The organism is Streptomyces sp. NPDC058308, from assembly GCF_042880275.1.
Taxonomy (GTDB): Bacteria; Actinomycetota; Actinomycetes; order Streptomycetales; family Streptomycetaceae; genus Streptomyces.
In genome coordinates this window covers 139,884-158,844 of record NZ_JBHVZA010000010.1, presented here as the reverse complement: position 1 = coordinate 158,844, position 18,961 = coordinate 139,884, and the positions used below count along the sequence as shown (strand labels likewise).

At 68.8% G+C, this 18,961-nt stretch carries 17 protein-coding genes; 10 read left to right on the top strand and 7 right to left on the bottom strand.

Annotated features, from left to right (window positions below):
• Positions 1-149: 149 nt before the first annotated feature.
• The 9 genes from rpmH (at position 150) to ACFVYL_RS16275 (ending at position 7,098) form a co-directional block, all read left to right on the top strand.
• Entirely contained in the window at positions 150-287 is a 138-nt protein-coding gene (gene rpmH / locus ACFVYL_RS16315; RefSeq protein WP_006381191.1) for a 50S ribosomal protein L34, read from the top strand.
• 21 nt (positions 288-308) lie between these two features.
• Entirely contained in the window at positions 309-680 is a 372-nt protein-coding gene (rnpA, locus tag ACFVYL_RS16310; RefSeq protein ID WP_389716192.1) for a ribonuclease P protein component, read from the top strand.
• Positions 677-1,033 carry a membrane protein insertion efficiency factor YidD gene (gene yidD / locus ACFVYL_RS16305; protein ID WP_389716190.1) on the top strand — a complete coding sequence of 119 codons (357 nt, stop codon included), beginning with the start codon at positions 677-679 and terminating at the stop codon, positions 1,031-1,033. The genes rnpA and yidD overlap by 4 nt, the downstream gene beginning before the upstream one ends.
• Positions 1,034-1,036: 3 nt before the next feature.
• Positions 1,037-2,353 (top strand): membrane protein insertase YidC, encoded by a 1,317-nt coding sequence (gene yidC / locus ACFVYL_RS16300; protein ID WP_389716188.1) that lies wholly within the window; start codon positions 1,037-1,039, stop codon positions 2,351-2,353.
• Positions 2,354-2,367: 14 nt separating this feature from the next.
• Positions 2,368-2,883, top strand: coding sequence for a protein jag (locus ACFVYL_RS16295; RefSeq protein WP_389716186.1), 516 nt, complete (start codon positions 2,368-2,370; stop codon positions 2,881-2,883).
• 99 nt (positions 2,884-2,982) lie between these two features.
• The gene (gene rsmG / locus ACFVYL_RS16290) at positions 2,983-3,699 is read left to right on the top strand and encodes a 16S rRNA (guanine(527)-N(7))-methyltransferase RsmG (RefSeq protein WP_389716184.1); all 717 of its coding nucleotides are present in this window, start codon (positions 2,983-2,985) and stop codon (positions 3,697-3,699) included.
• A gap of 285 nt (positions 3,700-3,984) precedes the next feature.
• Positions 3,985-5,061 (top strand): ParA family protein, encoded by a 1,077-nt coding sequence (locus ACFVYL_RS16285; protein WP_389716182.1) that lies wholly within the window; start codon positions 3,985-3,987, stop codon positions 5,059-5,061.
• Entirely contained in the window at positions 5,058-6,173 is a 1,116-nt protein-coding gene (locus ACFVYL_RS16280; protein WP_389716180.1) for a ParB/RepB/Spo0J family partition protein, read from the top strand. Before ACFVYL_RS16285 ends, ACFVYL_RS16280 begins: the two co-directional genes overlap by 4 nt.
• Before the next feature lie 307 nt (positions 6,174-6,480).
• Positions 6,481-7,098: a GNAT family N-acetyltransferase gene (locus ACFVYL_RS16275; protein WP_389716178.1), complete on the top strand. Its 618-nt coding sequence runs from the start codon at positions 6,481-6,483 to the stop codon at positions 7,096-7,098.
• Positions 7,099-7,239: 141 nt separating this feature from the next.
• Here ACFVYL_RS16275 and trxA read toward each other — a convergent pair whose 3' ends face one another.
• The 7 genes from trxA to ACFVYL_RS16240 all read right to left on the bottom strand — a co-directional run bounded on the left by trxA (position 7,240) and on the right by ACFVYL_RS16240 (position 17,272).
• Positions 7,240-7,572, bottom strand: coding sequence for a thioredoxin (gene trxA, locus ACFVYL_RS16270; protein ID WP_389716176.1), 333 nt, complete (start codon positions 7,570-7,572; stop codon positions 7,240-7,242).
• A gap of 43 nt (positions 7,573-7,615) precedes the next feature.
• Positions 7,616-8,593 (bottom strand): thioredoxin-disulfide reductase, encoded by a 978-nt coding sequence (trxB, locus tag ACFVYL_RS16265; RefSeq protein ID WP_389716173.1) that lies wholly within the window; start codon positions 8,591-8,593, stop codon positions 7,616-7,618.
• Positions 8,594-8,807: 214 nt separating this feature from the next.
• Entirely contained in the window at positions 8,808-9,773 is a 966-nt protein-coding gene (locus tag ACFVYL_RS16260; RefSeq protein ID WP_389716171.1) for an anti-sigma factor family protein, read from the bottom strand.
• Positions 9,770-10,504, bottom strand: coding sequence for an RNA polymerase sigma factor SigM (gene sigM / locus ACFVYL_RS16255; RefSeq protein ID WP_389716169.1), 735 nt, complete (start codon positions 10,502-10,504; stop codon positions 9,770-9,772). The genes ACFVYL_RS16260 and sigM overlap by 4 nt, the downstream gene beginning before the upstream one ends.
• A gap of 40 nt (positions 10,505-10,544) precedes the next feature.
• Positions 10,545-12,260 (bottom strand): protein kinase family protein, encoded by a 1,716-nt coding sequence (locus tag ACFVYL_RS16250; RefSeq protein ID WP_389716167.1) that lies wholly within the window; start codon positions 12,258-12,260, stop codon positions 10,545-10,547.
• Positions 12,261-12,378: 118 nt separating this feature from the next.
• On the bottom strand, positions 12,379-14,847 hold the full coding sequence (murJ, locus tag ACFVYL_RS16245; protein ID WP_389716164.1) for a murein biosynthesis integral membrane protein MurJ: 2,469 nt from the start codon (positions 14,845-14,847) through the stop codon (positions 12,379-12,381).
• Between the two features lie 46 nt (positions 14,848-14,893).
• Entirely contained in the window at positions 14,894-17,272 is a 2,379-nt protein-coding gene (locus tag ACFVYL_RS16240; RefSeq protein WP_389716162.1) for a DUF6049 family protein, read from the bottom strand.
• 193 nt (positions 17,273-17,465) lie between these two features.
• On the opposite strand from ACFVYL_RS16240, the gene ACFVYL_RS16235 reads away from it, so the two are divergent.
• The gene (locus ACFVYL_RS16235) at positions 17,466-18,908 is read left to right on the top strand and encodes a CCA tRNA nucleotidyltransferase (RefSeq protein ID WP_389716159.1); all 1,443 of its coding nucleotides are present in this window, start codon (positions 17,466-17,468) and stop codon (positions 18,906-18,908) included.
• The last annotated feature ends 53 nt before the right edge of the window (positions 18,909-18,961 follow it).

The following is an 18,961-nucleotide window of genomic DNA, read 5'->3' as shown; positions in this document are numbered from 1 at the left end:
TGGCTGCTGCCGCCTGCCTCCGATGGGCAAAGATCACGATCTGTGATTGTGAAGCGGTGCACTCGGTGCGTATTCGCGAGCTTCTCGTGGGCGCACGGTGACAGCCAGGCGATGTCCCGCCACCACACGATCATTTCTGGAGCCCCCGAGTGAGCAAGCGCACCTTCCAGCCGAACAACCGTCGCCGCGCCAAGACCCACGGCTTCCGCCTGCGGATGCGCACCCGCGCCGGCCGCGCGATTCTCGCGAACCGTCGTGGCAAGGGTCGCGCCAGCCTGTCCGCCTGATTTCAGTCAGGTCATGACGTCGTGCTGCCTACCGAGCATCGGCTGAGGCGGCGCGAAGACTTCGCGACCGCGGTACGCCGAGGACGCCGGGCCGGACGCCCGCTTCTCGTCGTCCATCTACGTAGCGGTGCAACGGACCCGCACGTGCCAGGGGAGAGCCATCCCCCGACACGTGCGGGTTTCGTCGTCAGCAAGGCCGTGGGTGGAGCGGTCATACGCAATGCGGTGAAGCGCAGGCTTCGCCATCTGATGCGCGACCGGTTGGCCAAGGTGCCCCCCGGTAGCCTGGTAGTAGTACGAGCGCTGCCCGGAGCGGGCGACGCCGACCATGCACAGCTGGCCCGAGACCTGGATGCCGCCCTCGAGCGGTTGCTGGGAGGGGGCGCGCGATGAAGTACCCGCTGCTGGCTCTGATCAAGCTGTACCAGTGGACGATCAGTCCGCTCCTGGGCCCGGTGTGCAAGTACTACCCGTCGTGTTCCCGCTACGGCTACCTGGCCATCGACCGGCACGGTGCGATCAAGGGAACGGCGCTCACTGCCTGGCGCATCCTGCGGTGCAATCCGTGGTCGCTGGGTGGAGTCGACCATGTTCCGCCGCGCAAGCGTCCGCGGTGGCACGAGATGCTGCGCGCTGCCTGGCGCGAACGCAAGGGCGGGCCCTCCGCCGCAGGCGCGCCGACCGGGAACCTGCCCCCGGGAACGGCCGCCGAGACCGAGACCCCGTCCCATGCTCAAGGAGCCTGATTAGTGGACACGATTGCCAGTCTCTTCAGCTTTATCACGACACCAGTTTCGTGGGTCATCGTCCAGTTCCACTCGGTGTACGGGAAGATCTTCGGTCCCGACACGGGCTGGGCCTGGGGCCTGTCCATCGTGTCCCTGGTGATCCTCATCCGGATCTGCCTGATCCCGCTCTTCGTGAAGCAGATCAAGGCCACTCGGGCGATGCAGACGCTGCAGCCCGAGATGAAGAAGATCCAGGAGCGCTACAAGAGCGACAAGCAGCGCCAGTCCGAAGAGATGATGAAGCTGTACAAGGAGTCGGGCACCAACCCGCTCTCCTCGTGCCTTCCCATCCTGGCGCAGTCGCCGTTCTTCTTCGCCCTGTACCACGTGCTCAACGGCATCGCGACCGGCAAGACGATCGGCGTCATCGACGACCAGCTCCTGGAGAGCGCGCGTAAGGCGCACATCGTCGGTGCTCCGCTGGCGGCGAAGTTCACCGACGGCGCGGACAAGGTCGCCTCCCTCGGTGCCACCCTGACCGATGTCCGGGTCGTCACCGCGATCATGATCATCATGATGTCGGCGTCGCAGTTCTTCACGCAGCGCCAGCTGATGACGAAGAACGTGGACACCACGGTCAAGACGCCGTTCATGCAGCAGCAGAAGATGCTGATGTACGTCTTCCCGGTCATGTTCGCCGTCTTCGGCATCAACTTCCCGGTCGGTGTCCTCGTCTACTGGCTGACCACCAACGTGTGGACCATGGGCCAGCAGATGTTCGTCATCCGCCGGAACCCCACCCCCGGCTCCAAGGCCCAGGCCGCGTTCCTGGAGCGCCTGCACAAGCAGGTCGTGCACACCAAGTCGGTGCGGGGGCGTGGCAACACGAACGTGATCAAGGCGATCGTCGCCAAGGGCCGTGACCGCAACGAGTTCGAGCGCAAGTTCATCAACGGTCTGACCAAGGCGGGCCTCGTGGCCCAGACCGACGGCACCGTGGTGGAGAGCGACAGCACCGTCGTCACCGAGACCGAGGACGGCACTTCCGCCGGAGGCGCCCCGAAGCGCCAGCAGCCCAAGCGGCAGAGCAAGTCCAAGCGCCAGGCGGCCCCGGCACAGGGAGCGGCCGGCGCCACCAAGGCGGACGCCGTTCCCGACGCGAAGACGTCGCTGGAGAAGTCCGAGGCCGAGCCCGCGGACGACTCCCCCATGACCAAGCAGACCGGTGGCGACAACAAGCAGGGCAACAAGCCCGGCTCCGGTCAGCGCAGCCGAGCCAAGTCGGGACAGCAGCGCAAGGGCCAGCAGCGGCCCAAGCACCCGTCCTCCAAGAAGTAGAAGGAGCCCATCCAGTGACGGAAGGCACCACCACCTCCGCCGCAGCTGAGGCCGGCGACACCCTCTCCCACCTCGAGCAGGAGGGGGAGATCGCGGCGGACTACCTTGAGGGTCTGCTCGACATCGCCGACCTCGACGGCGACATCGACATGGACGTCGAGGCCGACCGGGCCGCTGTCTCGATCATCAGCGACGTCAGCAGCCGCGATCTGCAGAAGCTGGTCGGCCGCGACGGCGAGGTCCTTGAGGCCCTCCAGGAGCTCACCCGTCTCGCCGTCCACCGCGAGACCGGTGACCGCAGCCGTCTGATGCTGGACATCGCGGGCTACCGTGCCAAGAAGCGCGAGGAGCTTTCGGAGCTGGGCGCCAAGGCCGCGGCCGAGGTGAAGAGCTCGGGCGAGCCGGCCAAGCTCGAGCCGATGACCCCCTTCGAGCGCAAGGTCGTGCACGACGCGGTCAAGGCCGCCGGCCTGCGCAGCGAGTCCGAGGGCGAGGAGCCGCAGCGCTTCGTCGTCGTCCTCCCTGCCTGATCGGCACAGCGTTTCCCGGCCCCGTCTGTTCGCAGGCGGGGCCGATCTTTGTCAGCCTGATAGACAGCCACCCCAGTGCGGTACGGAAGGACGGTCCCCGTGACGGAGGCAGCGGAACTCCCCCCGGCGCCGGAAGAGGCCCGGACGGTATTCGGTGAGCGCTTCTCGGACGCGGTCCGGTACGCGGAACTGCTGGCCGATGCGGGAGTGCAGCGAGGCCTGATCGGCCCTCGCGAAGTACCCCGGCTGTGGGAGCGGCACCTGCTGAACTGCGCCGTGTTGTCCGAGGTCGTGCCCGAGAACGTCACGGTGTGCGATGTCGGCTCGGGCGCCGGACTGCCGGGCATTCCTCTGGCGCTCGTCCGCCCGGACCTGAAGATCACGCTCCTCGAGCCGCTGCTGCGGCGCACGAACTTCCTCACCGAGGTCGTGGAGCTGCTCGGGCTCGACCACGTGACGGTGGTGCGGGGTCGTGCCGAGGAAGTCCTCGGCAAGCTGCCGCCCGTCCATGTGGTGACCGCGCGAGCCGTCGCGCCGCTGGACCGTCTGGCGGCCTGGGGCGTGCCGCTGCTCCGTCCGTACGGGGAGATGCTGCTGCTCAAGGGCGACACCGCCGAGGAAGAGGTCAAGGCGGCGGGCGCCGCCCTGAGCAAGCTCGGCGCGGTGGACACCTCGGTGTTGCATGTGGGCGAGGGCGTGGTGGACCCGCGGTCCACCGTGGTCCGGGTCGAGGTCGGGGAGAGCCCCGGCGGTGTGCGCTTCGCGGCGAAGCGGGCCAAGGCCGCCCGCGCCGGCCGTGCCCGTCGTCGCCGCTGAACTTCTCGCAGCGTCGCCGCTGATCCGTCCTGACGACGAGCCGTACTCCACAAAAGCAGTCAAACGTACCCATACCGGGGTGTCGCACGAGCGGCACCCCGGCTGCCGTGCATCGTGTTTCACGTGAAACGTCGCTCACTGCTGCATGGCATCATCAGTCGCGGCCGCGCCGCGGAACCTCGCGACCGTCGGCCACTCGGTTCCCTCGATAAGGGCACGGAGTTTTCCACAGAGGTGGATTCGTCCACAGAAGACCGGACCTCGCTGGTTCACGAACCTCAAAGCATGGGAGGCTCTGTTCATTGCGAGCCTGATGTCGAGGAGAGTGAATCCTTGCGGTCCGACGCCAACATCGCGGGACCGATGACCGATCCGGTCCCCGGCCCCCGTACCGAATCGGCGGGGGAGGATGTTTCACGTGAAACACCGACCCCGATGGACGACACACCCATCGGTCGTGCTGCCCAACTGGCAGTAGAAGCACTCGGCCGCGCAGGCGAGGGTCTGCCACGTCCTGAGCAGACCCGCGTCATGGTGGTCGCCAACCAGAAGGGCGGGGTGGGCAAGACGACGACGACCGTCAATCTCGCCGCCTCGCTCGCTCTGCACGGTGCCCGTGTCCTGGTGATCGACCTCGACCCGCAGGGCAACGCCTCCACGGCTCTCGGCATCGACCATCACGCCGAGGTCCCGTCCATCTACGACGTCCTGGTCGAGAGCAAGCCGCTCTCCGACGTCGTCCAGCCGGTATCCGATGTAGAAGGACTCTTCTGCGCCCCGGCCACCATCGATCTCGCCGGTGCGGAGATCGAGCTGGTGTCGCTGGTGGCACGGGAGAGCCGACTGCAGCGAGCGATCCAGGTGTACGAGCAGCCGTTGGACTACATCCTCATCGACTGCCCGCCGTCGCTGGGCCTGCTGACGGTCAACGCCCTGGTGGCAGGCGCCGAGGTGTTGATCCCCATCCAGTGCGAGTACTACGCGCTGGAAGGGCTCGGCCAGCTCCTGCGCAACGTCGACCTGGTGCGCGGGCACCTCAACCCGAACCTGCATGTGTCGACGATCCTGCTCACCATGTACGACGGCAGGACACGGCTCGCCTCCCAGGTGGCGGACGAGGTGCGTAGCCACTTCGGCGAAGAGGTCCTGCGGACGAGCATCCCGCGATCGGTCCGTATCTCTGAAGCGCCGAGCTACGGCCAGACGGTGCTCACCTACGATCCGGGATCGAGCGGCGCCCTCTCCTACTTCGAAGCGGCACGAGAGATCGCGCTGCGAGGAGTCGGAGTGCGCTACGACGTCCAGCACGCCCACACGGGCGCTCAGAACGACCAGCACAGCATGACGGAGGGGATGCAGTGAGCGAGCGACGGAGGGGACTGGGGCGAGGCCTCGGCGCCTTGATCCCTGCGGCCCCGACGGAGAGGCAGCCCTCGCAGAGCGCGGGAGGAGCCTCTACCTCTCCCTCGGCAGTGCCGGTACTGACCGCCGAGCGAGGAGTGGCGGCCGCGAAGGTGGCGGCGCTTCCGCAGAGCCCTGTTTCACATGAAACGGCCGAGCCGCCTCAGCACGCCGCGGAGGTGCCGGAGAACCAGACTGTCGCCGGTGCGCACTTCGCCGAGCTGCCGCTCGACGTCATCAAGCCCAACCCGCAGCAGCCGCGTGCGGTGTTCGACGAGGACGCTCTCGCCGAGCTGGTGACCTCCATCAAGGAAGTCGGGCTTCTCCAGCCGGTCGTCGTACGGCAGCTGGGGCCCGCGCGCTACGAGCTCATCATGGGCGAGCGGCGCTGGCGTGCGTGCCGGGAAGCGGGCATGGAGCGCATCCCGGCCATCGTGCGGGCCACGGACGACGAGAAGCTCCTCCTGGACGCGCTGCTCGAGAACCTGCACCGTGCCCAGCTGAACCCGCTGGAAGAGGCCGCCGCCTACGACCAGCTGCTCAAGGACTTCAACTGCACGCACGACCAGCTGGCGGACCGCATCGGCCGGTCCCGCCCGCAGGTCTCCAACACTCTGCGGCTGCTGAAGCTTTCGCCGACGGTGCAGAACCGCGTCGCGGCCGGGATCCTCTCCGCGGGGCATGCCCGTGCGCTGCTCTCCGTCGAGGACTCGGAGGAGCAGGACCGACTCGCCCACCGGATCGTGGCAGAAGGCCTCTCGGTGCGTGCTGTCGAGGAGATCGTGACCCTCATGGGTTCGCGGCCGCAGCGGGCCCCTAAGGCGAAGGGACCGCGCGCGGGCGCCCGGCTCTCGCCGGCGCTGAGCAGCCTCGCCACGCGGCTCTCCGACCGGTTCGAGACCCGGGTCCGGGTGGACCTCGGCCAGAAGAAGGGGAAGATCGTCGTCGACTTCGCCTCTCTGGAGGACCTGGAGCGCATCCTCAGCACCCTGGCGCCGGGAGAGGGGCCGGTGCTGAAGAACGGGCCGGGCGAGGACGAGTCGGAGGACGCCCACGAGGACGACAAGGGCTGACCCTCAGGGGTCGGCACCGCGAGAGCGGGCCGTGTCCGGTTGGTACCGGAACACGGCCCGCTCTTTGCTTTCTTACGGTTTCGATGCAATCACATCGTGGATACGATGCGATCAGGTATGGCGCATCCACCTGACGGCACCTCTATGGGGAGGCAGGGGCCATGCGATCGATGAGCCGCACCGGACTGATGACCGCGGGCCTGGGGTTGGGAGCGGTCGGCGGCTTCGTCGGCAGCCTGCTCAGGGAACGCAGCGCTCTGACAGCCGCCCGTAGTGCGGCGGCCGATGGAAATGAGGATCCGCCTTCATGGGGCGTCGGCTCGTACCGCTCACACTGGACAACCTCCCGGATCTCCCCAAGCGGTGCCGGATGTGCGTCTTCTGGGAGCTGGACCCGGTCAGCGGCCAGGCCGCGGTAAAGGCCGGTACCCCGGAGACGGAGAAGGAGGCGTGGATTTCCGCCGTCCTGCTGGAGTGGGGGTCCTGCGGCCGCGTCGTCTACGTCGACGACGTGCCGGTCGGCTTCGTGCTCTACGCGCCTCCGGCGTACGTGCCCCGCTCCACGGCATTCCCCACGAGCCCGGTGTCTCCGGATGCCGTCCAGCTGATGACGGCCTGGATCATGCCTGGGTATCAGGGACAGGGGCTGGGCCGAGTGATGGTCCAGACGGTCGCGAAGGATCTGCTGCGCAGAGGATTCAAGGCGATCGAGGCCTTCGGGGACGCACGGTGGGAGAAGCCCGCGTGTGTGCTGCCCGCGGAACATCTCCTGGCGGTGGGCTTCAAGACGGTCCGCCCGCATCCCGCCTATCCGAGGCTGAGGCTCGAACTGCGGACGACGCTCTCCTGGAAGGAGGACGTCGAGCTGGCGCTCGACCGGCTGCTGGGGGCGGTGCAGAAGGAGCCCGCGCTCCGACCGTTGTGAACCGGCGCGCGGGTCTCGCGGGAGCCCCGGAGCCCGAGCAGACTCAGGTCGCTGAACGCAGAACTCAGGTCACTGAACGACGAATGGACCAACCCCGGAGGGGCTGGTCCATTCGTGTTTCACGTGAAACATAGCCGCCGATTACTCGGCGATGAAGTCCGCCAGGTCCTTCTCGATGGCGCCCTTGGGCTTGGCGCCGACGATGGTCTTGGCGACCTCACCGTGCTGGTACACGTTCAGCGTCGGGATGGACATGACGCCGTACTTGGCGGCCGTGCCCGGGTTCTCATCGATGTTGAGCTTGACGACCTCGATCTTGTCGCCGTGCTCGGCAGCGATCGCCTCCAGGGAGGGCGCGATCTGACGGCACGGGCCACACCAGGCGGCCCAGAAGTCCACCAGGACAGGCTTGTCGCTCTTGAGGACGTCCTCCTCGAAGGAGGCGTCCGTCACGTTCTTCAGGTTGCCGGCCACTGCGGGCTCCTCATTTCTCGGGGTGGTGCACAGGTGGGGTAGGTCAGACGCTGGCGGTCGGGGTCTTCTCGGGCTCCGGGGCCTCGGCGTCGGACAGTGCCGCCAGGTAGCGCTCGGCGTCGAGAGCGGCGGAGCAGCCGGTGCCGGCCGCCGTGATCGCCTGACGGTACGTGTGGTCGACGACGTCACCGGCGCCGAAGACACCGGTCAGGTTCGTCCGGGTCGAGGGCGCCTCGACCTTCAGGTAACCCTCGTCGTCCAGCTCGAGCTGCCCCTTGAAGAGCTCGGTGCGCGGGTCGTGGCCGATCGCGATGAAGAGGCCCGTCACCGGCAGCTCGGACGTCTCGCCCGTCTTCAGGTTGCGCAGCGTCAGGCCCTCGAGCTTCGGGTCGCCCTTGATCTCGGCGATCTCGCTGTCCCAGACGAACGAGATCTTCGGGTCGGCGAAGGCGCGCTCCTGCATCGCCTTGGAGGCACGCAGGGTGTCACGGCGGTGCACGATCTTCACGGACCTGGCGAAGCGCGAGAGGAAGGTGGCCTCCTCCATCGCGGTGTCGCCGCCGCCGATCACGGCGATGTCCTGGTCCTTGAAGAAGAAGCCGTCACAGGTGGCGCACCAGGAGACGCCGCGTCCGGAGAGGGCGTCCTCGTTCGGCAGGCCCAGCTTGCGGTGCTGAGACCCGGTCGTGACGATGACGGTCTTCGCGCGGTGCACGGTGCCGACGGTGTCCGTCACGGTCTTGATCTCACCGCTGAGGTCGACGGCGACGACGTCGTCGGGGATGAGCTCGGCACCGAAGCGCTCGGCCTGGGCCCGCATGTTGTCCATGAGCTCGGGACCCATGACGCCGTCCTGGAAGCCGGGGAAGTTCTCCACCTCGGTGGTGTTCATCAGCGCACCGCCGGCGGTGACGGCGCCCTCGAACACCAGCGGCTTCAGCGACGCGCGCGCGGTGTAGAGCGCCGCCGTGTAGCCGGCGGGCCCGGAGCCGATGATGATCACGTTACGGACGTCGGTCACGGCTTGATTCCTCGTCTCTGGGGACTGCTGTGTAGTGCTGGTGGGTGCCCGTCTCAGGACTCTCACCCCACCCAACGGATCCTACGGGGCATGCATTCCCCGACATGGCCGAGCGCACGGAAGCACGGCAGGCGGAAGAGTGCCATGTGCCACAAGAGCGCTGGCCGTAGCGCCGAGCGCGGCCCGGGCGAGGGGAGGAAAAAGCCCGGGACTGTCAGCCCTGCGGGTAGGCGTGCGTCGCGAGGACCTTGCCCGTGGCCGACGAGGACTTGCCCACGCAGGCGGCGTCGACGATGTACGCGGAGACCTTGGTGGTGTCGGAGTCATGGGGGACGACCACGAGGTAGGCGTCCTTACCGTCGTAGGAACCCTCTTCGGCGGCGAGCGGTGTCCTGTCACCGATGCCGCGCTGGATGCACTCCGGTACCTGGACCGTGGTCATCGGGGAGTTCTTCTTGGGGGACTCCGAGCTGGAGCGTGTGTCGAAGGACGGCGTCGAGGCGTCCGACTGTCCTTGGGGCTTCCGCACGTGGTTCTTGTTGAGGAGGTCGGCGACGCGTCCCTCGAGCTTTCCTTCGGAGAAGGAGTTCGCGGTGTTGGGCCTCTTCGAGGCAGACCCGGCCGTCCCGTCGGTGTCGCTGCCCAGGGTCTGGATCAGCAGAGTCCCGAGGCCGATGGCGGCGGCGGTGAAGACGGCGCCGAGCACGGTCGTCCGTCGGCGCGTGCTCCGAAGGCGGCCGCCACGTCCTGGTCCGGTGGCCGCACGGGAATGGCCCGCGGGCCTGTCGGTGGCCCCAGCCGCGGCAGGGGCGGGCGATGTTTCACGTGAAACACGTGCGGCAGCGGGCGCAGAGGCGAGGCCTGCCGGTTCCGAGGTCGCCCTCTCCGAGTTCGCATCTTCCGAGAAAAGGTCTCCGGACGGGGTGGAATCGAGGAGCGCCTCGGCCGCGAGTGCCGCGTCGATGCGCCCGGCCACGTCGTCCGGCATCCGTGGTGGGCCCGGAAGGGTGCCGAGCATGCCGCGGATCTCCTCCAGAGAGGCATAGACGTCGGCGCAGAGCTCGCAGCTGTCCAAGTGCCTGCGCACGTCGCTCGTGCGCGACGGGGAGAGGAGTCCCTCGGTCAGATCGGAGATCTCAGCGACGTCCGGGTGCCCGGCCGTATCGGTCGTGGTTGTCACGCTCGCCCACCTCCGCCCTTCACCGCAGCTGAATCGCTCGGTCCTGTATCCCGTGGCCCCGCTGCCGGTGGGACGGATGTCCCCTGCGTCCGGTTCCTTCCCGAGCCGGGCTTCCTGCTTCCTTCGCCTGCGCCGCCGTCCCCGTTGCCCGGAGCCGACTCCGTACGCAGATGGGTGAGAAGCGGCAGGAGTCTGGCTCTGCCGCGTGCGCAGCGGCTCTTGACCGTCCCGGTGGGAACGTCGAGGACACTGGCCGCCTCGGCCACGGGATAGCCCTGCATGTCGACCAGGACGAGAGCGGCGCGCTGGTCGTGGGGCAGAGTGCCCAGTGCCTCCATGAGCTCCCGGTGCAGGTCGCCCCGCTCGACCGGGGCGGCAGCCGACTCCGCCGGCTCCAGGAGCTGCTCGAGGCGCTCGGTGTCGTCGATCGGTGTGGCCTTGCGCGAGGCTGCTTTGCGCGCCCTGTCCAGGCAGGCGTTCACGGTGATCCGGTGCAACCAGGTCGTCACGGCGGACTGCCCGCGGAACGTGTGCGCCGCGCGATAGGCGGAGACCAGGGCGTCCTGCACCGCGTCGGCGGCCTCCTCGCGGTCGCCGAGCGTGCGCAGGGCCACGGCCCAGAGCCGGTCGCGATGGCGCCGCACGATCTCGCCGAAGGCGTCTTTGTCGCCGGCCACATGGCGGGTGAGGAGTTCCTGATCGCTCAGGTCACCGTGCGCGGTGCCGTCCATCGCCGAACCCCCTCCCCCAGCGCCGTGGCGGGCCGATCCCTCAGCCCTTGAGCTGCACGTCCGTGATGGCTTGCTTGTATCCCGCCCGGTAGTACCCGTCCTGGCCGGAGTTGGGCACCTCGGTCATCCAGAGGAGAACGTATTGCGACTTCACGGGCTTCTTGCTCTTGATCGTCGCCGTCTTGCCCGATGTGGTGGCGGTGCCGATCTTCTTCATGGATGCGATGTCGGTGGTCGGCGTCAGCGAGTCCGTGGCATACAGCGCGACCGTGGTGCGGTCGCCCTGGTAGCGCAGGGCCACCGACGCCTCCGAGACGTCCTTTTCCGATCCGAGGTCGTAGACGATACCGACACCGGGCTTGTACGGGGCAAGAGGCGGGCCCTCCTTGAACGTCTTGGTACGCCAGAGCGTGGAGGGATCGTTGTCGAAGGTGTTGGGGACGTCTTCCGGAGCCTGGGGGTCGCCCTTCAGGACCAGCTCCTGACCGCTCTTGATCTGAACCGGCTTCGCGGGCTTCGGCTGACCCTTGTCGCCGCCGCCTCCGTTGGTGTGCGACGTGCCGGGGTCGCTGGAGTTCTCGCGGTCCATCAGGGCGTCCGCCAGCTGCCAGCTGCCCAGTCCGAGCGCGGCGATGAGCAGCGCGGAGACGGTCCACTTGAGTGCCTTGCCGGTACGGCTCTGCAGCGGCGGCAGCGGAGCGGGTACGGGCTGGGTGGCCCCCGGATGAGCCGCGGGGCGGCCGTAGGTGCCCTGCTGGTACGTGGTGCGCTGGTACTCGGGCGGCGCGGTGAACACCGGCTCCGGCGGACGGATGCGGGGCATCTCGCCGATCGCCTTCACCAGTTCCTCCGGCGTCGTGCACGGTGGATCCTGGCGGGACGCGGTCGCGCCGTCGTTGACGAGAGCACGCATGGCGAGCTCTGACAGGCCGCGGTGGACGCCCGCGCGGACCTGGTCGGGGGCGATGAGGCCGATGTCCTTGGGGAGCCCGGAGAGGCCGTACGCGTCGTCCTCGTACGGCCAGCGCTGGGTCAGCGAGGCGTACAAGAGGGCGCCGATCGCTTCGGTGTCCGCGCGCTGAGGGGTTTCGGAGCTGATGCCGCGCAATGCGGCGTTCACGGCGAGACCTCGGATGCGGTACTGGCCCGTGGAGGTGCGCAGTACGGCTCCTGGAGTCAGCCGCAGATGCGCGAGGCCTTCGCGGTGTGCGGCGGCCATGGCCTGGGAGACCTGGCTGACGAGCTGGTAGGCGTCGTGCGCCTCGAGCGGGCCGGCGGCCAGGAGCGTGGTCAGCTCCGTGGCGTCGGGCAGCCACTCGTGGACCACGTAGACGAGATCGTTCTCCTCCACGGCGTCCAGGACCTGCACGAAGCGCGGGTCGCCGAGCAGCGCCGAGGAGCGGGCCGCCGCGAGAACCGAGCGGGCTCGCGGGTGGTCGGCGGGCAGGAGATGCACGCCGACGGCACGGCGGAGCTTCTCGTCGACCGCACGCCAGCTGCTGAAACCGTCCAGACGGGTGACGCATTCTTCGAGTCGGTAGCGTCTGGCGAGTTTGTGGCCGCTGTGCAGTTCTGGGGGTGAGGAGGCCCCGTGGCTCGTGGGTTCGTCGTTCTCCGCCACGTCTTCTTCTGCTGCCGTTTCCCGCTCCCGGGTCTGGGCCACCCCGTCGGCCGTGGCCTGCTCCGCCTTGGCGGTCAGCGGCTCGTCACCGCTGTTGTCTGCCACGTCGACGGCAGCCGTGCTCCGTTCCGCCACCGTCGTTCCTGCCTCCCCATCCGTTGCGCTTCGTCAGACGCCAAAGCCAATTGTGCCCACAGTCTGGCGCTATGCACGACACACGGTGGCCGACGATGGTTGTGCGAGGCCGACCATCTCAGCGACCGAGACGGCCGCGGACCATGCCGACCATCGAGTTGAGCTCCGCGATGCGCATCCTCTTCGCGGCGACGAAGAAGACGCCGAGCAGCACCACACCCCCTGCGAGAAGCGCTGCCAGGGACCCGATGACGCCCTGTCCGAGGCCCTTGGTGACCACGTAGGCGGCGCCGCCGCCGAGCAGTGTCCCGGGCAGCGCGGCGATGCCCAGACGGGCGTAGGTACGCAGTACGTGGGCGCCGTCCAGATCGCCGCGGAGACGCTTGCGCAGCCTGCGCCAGGCGACGCCCACGCCGATGGCGTACGCGAGGCCGTAGACGGCGGCCATGCCGGTCACCGCCCAGCGCGTGGGCAGGGCGACGTAGCAGCCCCCTGATGCGGCGGCGTTCACGACGGCGACGATGACCGTGTTGTAGAAGGGCGTCCGCGTGTCCTCGTAGGCGTAGAACGCGCGGAGCACGACGTACTGCACGGAGTAGGGGATGAGGCCGAGACCGAAGGCCATCAGCATGAAGCCCATGTTCGTGGCCTGCGCGCTGCCCGAGGAGCCGAAGATCAGCGTGCACATGGGGATGCCGAGCGCGACGAATCCGAAGGCGATCGGCACGATGGCGACGGCCGTCGTGCGCAGCCCCTGGGAGATGTCGTCGCGGACGGAACCGGTGTCCCCGTCCTGCGCGGAACGGGAGAGCCTCGGCAGCAGGGCCGCCATCAGGGAGACCGTGATGATCGCCTGCGGGAGGCCCCAGATGAGCTGCGCGTTGGCGTAGGCGGCGAAGCCGATGCCACTCGTCGAGGGCAGGTCGACGGTGGACGCGGTGGCCAGCTGGGTGACGACGAGGGCGCCCGCCTGGTTGGCGAGGACGAACAGGATCGTCCACTTGGCGAGCTTGGCGGCCTTGCCCAGGCCGTGGCCCCGCCAGTCGAAGCGCGGGCGCAGCCTGAACCCGGTCTCGCGCAGGTACGGGATCATCGCCAGGGCCTGGACGACGAGACCGAGAAGAACACCGATGCCGAGGAGGCGCTCGGCCTCCGGCGGGATGCTCGTGACGGTCATGCCGGACGACTCCGAGGTGCCGTACACCCAGATGAACATGCCGAGCGTGGAGATGATGACGATGTTGTTGAGGACCGGGGTCCACATCATCGCGCCGAACTTGCCGCGTGCGTTGAGGATCTGCCCCATCACCACGTGGACGCCCATGAAGAAGATCGAGGGCAGGAAGTACCGCAGCAGCGTGGTGCCGACCTCGGTGGCCGCCGGATCGTTGGCGACCGGGACGGACATCAGCCGCACCAGCTGCGGAGCCAGCACGATGCCGAGGACGGTGAGCACGCCGAGCGCGGCCGTGACGAGGGTCAGCAGGCGGTTGGCGTAGGCCTCGCCGCCGTCGTCGTCCTCCTTCATGGAGCGCACGAGCTGCGGTACGAACACGGAGTTGAGGCCGCCGCCGACGGTGAGGATGTAGATCATCGTCGGGATCTGGTAGACGACCTGGAAGGTGTCACCGAGCAGGCCGACGCCGAGCGCCGAGACGATCAGGGCGGAGCGGACGAAGCCGGTGAGGCGTGAGACGAGCGTGCCCGCCGCCATGACGGCGCTGGACTTCAGCAGACTCGACGCGCGGCCGCCGGACTTGCCGGCAGGCACGGGTGCGGGCGCCGGAGCGGGCGGCGGGGTCGGGTCGGCGGCCGGCGCGGGGACGATCGGCTGCTCCGCGGCGGGCTGATAGCCGCCGCCGACGGGCTGCTGGTAGCCGTTGTCCTGCGGGTAACCGTTGCCTTGGGGGTACTCGCCGCCCTGCTGATAGCCGTCGCCTTGCGGGTAACCGCCACCCTGTTGGTAGCCGTTGTCCTGCGGGTAACCGTTGTCCTGGGGATAGCCGTCCTGCTGGTACGCGCCCTGCGGGTAGCCGCTCTGCTGGTACCCGCCCTGCTGATAGCCGGCCTGGGGGGGCGCGTCCTGCTGATAGTCGGCCTGTCGACCGCGGTAGCCACCGGGCTGCTGGTCGCGGAAGAGGTGAGCGAAGGCATCCGGCTCGTGGCGTTCCTCGCCGGCCTGGGTGACCAGGTCGTCGACGCCCACGAACTGCGTCGTACGGGCGTCGTCGCCGTACGGGAGGTGCCGGGTCACCCCCTCCGGCTCGGGGGCCGGGGTCTGCGCCCACACGCGCGGGTCCGGCGAGTGCTGCGAGGCGGGTGGCTGGGCGTAGAGCGGCTGCTGCGGGTAGGTGCCCGGCGGGGGCGGGGGGTGCGCCGCGCGATCGTAGAGCGCCTCGGTCACCGGGTCCTGAGCGGAGAGGTCCTGCGCCCGGTAGGGATCCTGGTCGTAGGCGTCCTGGAGATACATGTCCGGCGCGGGCTGCGGGGGTACCTGCCCGTGCTCGGGGGAGCCGGGCGGTGGGCCCTCGGGCGAGGCGGAACCGCCCGTGCCCTGGCCACGGTCACCGTCGTACGGCGCGTTCATGGTTACCCCACCTCATCGTCCCCGGGCCCACCGGCCACGACATCGCTCAACGGTCCACTCTCTCACCCGTGTCCGACGGGTCGGTGCTTTCCGGGGCGGTGTCCGGTGTCGGGTCACTCGGCTGCTCGGGGTCGTCCTTGCCGGGTTCGGTGCCGGATTCGCCCTCCGGCCCGTCGCCCGGCCCCGTGTCCGGGCCTTCCTGGGCCTGCTTCCGGGCCGCGCGCTTGCGCTGCGTGTACATCCGGAATCCGGCCAGTACGAGGAGCAGAAGCCCGCCGGCGATGACCAGCATCACCGTGGGGGTGACTTCGGTGACGTTGACGTCGAAGCGGACGGGCTCGCCGTAGGGCTCGTTGTCCTCCGTGTACAGCTGGGCGTACACGGGGACCGGACCGTTGGCATTGGCTGTGGTCGTGAACTTCACGGACTGGGAGTGCCCGCCCGAGATCTTGATCGGCTTCTCCTCGAACTGCCCGTCGCCGATCTTCAGACGGGTGGGGTTCCTCGAGGAAAGCCGCAGCACCAGGTGCTCGACGCCCTGCACCAGGTTGTTCTGCACCGACACGGGGATGGTCGCGCTGCGGCCGGAGAGCTTCGCGTCGGCCCGCTGGATCAGGGACACCTGCCTGGTGAGGTCGTTCAGGTAGGCCCAGACGCTGTCCTGGTAGGCCTTCGCCTCCTTCGGGCGCCCCCGCCAGGACGTGGACATCTCACGGTCTATGGCCCGCCCGAAGGGGGTGACCACGCGATCCTTCTCGGTGAGGATCACCTGGAAGCGGGCGAGCCGGTTATGGGTGTTCTGGATGTTCTCGAAGGACCGCTGCGGCAGCTCCTGCCTGCGCAGCGATGCCGGGTAGGAACCGGCCGACGGGACCCGGGTGGTGGCCTGCGGGTCCGGCTTCGCCTTCGCCGCGGCGGGCAGGTCCTCGGGCTGCGACCACTTCTCGTCGGCGAGAGCGGAGAGCGCCTTGTGCATGGCCTGGGCCTGGCTCGCCGACGGCATGCGCTGCGGGGCGACGACGATGTGCCGCTGCTTGTCGGGGTTCTGCAGGTTGACCATCAAGCTCTGGGCGAGGAACTCCTGGACGGCGAGTGTGGAGTTCTCGGCCTCTGTCATGTCGCGCTGGAAGGCCGTCGAGAGGCGCGCGTCGGCCACCACGGCGGTTGTGCCGCCGCCGATGGGGCGGGCGGCGTTGGGCGAGTACTGCAGGTCGTCCGATTCCCCCATGCTGTCGCTACGGGCGATCACCGAGTGGGCGCCCGCGGAGGTGGCGACGTCGACGATCGACGGATCGACCGCTCCGTCGGCGGGCCACGCGAAGTCCGTGCTCGGTTTCACCTGGAGGATCGTCTTCACCGCGTTGGCGCCCACGTCGGTGGCTTCCTTGAGGTGGCCGAGCGAGCCGGTGACCGCCTTGCCGGTGTGCGCGAGGGAGGCGAGGTCGGGGTCGGCGAAGGGCAGCGCGACGACCTTCTTGCCCTTGACGGCGGCCTGGAGGTTGTTGAGCCACTGATTGGCGACCGTTTGGTGCCTGCCCGCCCTGGTGGTCTTCCCGTCGGGGTTCTCGATCCGGTAGCTCTTCGTCATCGCATCCACCGAGGCGAGCAGGCCCGGATCGACGACCCAGGTGACGTCCAGGCCGCTGCCGAGGGACAGCAGCTGCTCCAGGCGCCCGCCCGTGGCCAGTTCATCGGCCAGGTCGTCGTTCTTGAAGACGGGCGTCTGCTGTTCGTCGGAGCCGGTCTTCGCCGTGAGGTGGTTGGTGGAGATGAGCGGCCACAGATACGAGGTCTTCGTCTTCGTGCCTGCGGCGTCGGGCTGCCACGGCAGGAAGGTGCGCTCGATGCCCAGCACCTGCGGGTAGGGCTGGGCGCTCGTCTGGCCGGTGAGGGCGACCCCCAGCTGGTAGACGCCGTCCATGCCCAGGGGCAGTTCCTTGACCGGTACGGAGATGCTGAAGTCCTGCCGGACCCCCGGAGCGAGCCTGCTGAACTTGTCGACGTACTTCCCGCCGACCTCCGTGCCCTCGGACCCGGGCTGGAAGCCCGTGCGCCGGGCGGCGCTCTCGATGGAGCTCCGGGAGCTGACCGGTGCGACACGCAGGCCCACCTGCGCCCCGGTCACCGTCTGCTTGCCGTTGTTCGTGACCGTGCCCGACACCGTGAGGGTGTCACCTTCACCGGGAGCGGTGGGGGTGAGCGAGTCCACAGAGACGTCGACGGTACGGGAGCCTGTCGCGTCGGCCTTCGCGCTCTGCACGGCGGCGCTTCTGGCGCCGGGCCCTGTGGCGTGTGCCACAGGACCTGCCGGGACCTGCAGGAGGCCGGCCAGCAAGGGGGTACCCACCAGCAGTGCTGCGGTGCGCCGCAGCCACCGGCGGGCAGGTGAGGGGCTTGTCCCCGGGGTGTCTGCCGCCTCGGCCACGCGTTCGCCCGTCCCTCGTCGTCAGTGGTCGTCGGTTGTGCGTCCACGCATGGTAACGATGCGCGCTGTGGCGAAGTGCCGCGGACTGCTCCACGTGATCGGAAGACCTGTCCGGAGCGGCGGCGGGAGCCCTGTGGGGCCGGGGAGGAATCGGGTCGGCCGCGGGCGTCCGGGCCACGTACCCTTTTCTGTTGTGCCGAACGCCAATGAAGACAATCCCAGCGCACTGAGCCAGGTGCAGCGCCGCGCGGTCAGCGAACTGCTGCGCGTGTCCCCTGTCGCGGACGATCTCGCCCGCCGTTTCCAGGAGGCCGGGTTCTCCCTCGCCCTGGTCGGCGGCTCGGTCAGGGACGCCCTTCTGGGCCGGCTCGGCAATGACCTGGACTTCACGACCGACGCCCGCCCCGAGGACGTACTGCAGATCGTCCGCCCGTGGGCCGACGCGGTATGGGAGGTCGGGATCGCCTTCGGCACGGTCGGCAGCCAGAAGGAGGGCTACCAGATCGAGGTCACCACGTACCGCTCGGAGGCGTACGACAGGACCTCGCGCAAGCCCGAGGTGTCCTACGGCGACTCCATCGAGGAAGACCTCGTGCGCCGTGACTTCACCGTCAACGCGATGGCCGTGGCACTCCCCGAGAAGGAGTTCGTGGATCCGCACGGCGGGCTCGACGATCTCGAGGAGCGTGTGCTGCGCACCCCCGGCACTCCCGAGGAGTCCTTCTCGGACGATCCGCTGCGGATGATGCGGGCCGCGCGCTTCGCCGCGCAGCTCGACTTCGAGGTGGCTCCCGAGGTGGTCGCCGCGATGAAGGCGATGGCCGAGCGCATCGACATCGTCTCCGCGGAGCGTGTGCGGGACGAATTGAACAAACTGCTCCTCTCCGCACACCCGCGCAAGGGCCTTGCCCTCCTCGTGGAGACGGGGCTGGCCGAGCGGGTCCTGCCCGAGCTGCCGGCGCTGCGTCTGGAGCGGGACGAGCACCACCGCCACAAGGACGTGTACGACCACTCGCTGATCGTCCTCGAGCAGGCGATGGCACTGGAGACGGACGGTCCTGATCTGACGCTGCGGCTCGCGGCGCTGCTGCACGACATCGGCAAGCCGAGGACGCGGCGCTTCGAGAGCGACGGCCGGGTCTCGTTCCACCACCACGAGGTGGTCGGCGCCAAGATGGTCAAGAAGCGGATGACCGCGCTCAAGTACTCCAACGAGCTCGTGAAGGACGTCTCGCGTCTGGTCGAGCTTCACCTGCGCTTCCACGGCTACGGCACGGGAGAGTGGACGGACTCGGCCGTACGACGCTACGTACGCGACGCGGGCCCGCTCCTTGAGCGTCTGCACAAGCTGACCCGCTCCGACTGCACGACGCGCAACAAGCGCAAGGCGAATGCCCTGTCGCGCGCGTACGACGGTCTGGAGGAGCGCATCGCCCGCCTTCAGGAGCAGGAGGAGCTGGACTCGATCCGCCCCGACCTCGACGGGAACGACATCATGGAGATCCTGGGCGTGGGCCCGGGCCCGGTGATCGGCAAGGCGTACAAGTTCCTGCTGGAGTTGCGCCTCGAGAACGGGCCGATGGAGCGGGAGGCGGCCGGGGCGGCGCTCAAGGAGTGGTGGGCCGCGCAGGACTGAGGCTTGAGAGCGCAGCCGGGGTGGGGCTGTTTCACGTGAAACAGCCCCACCCC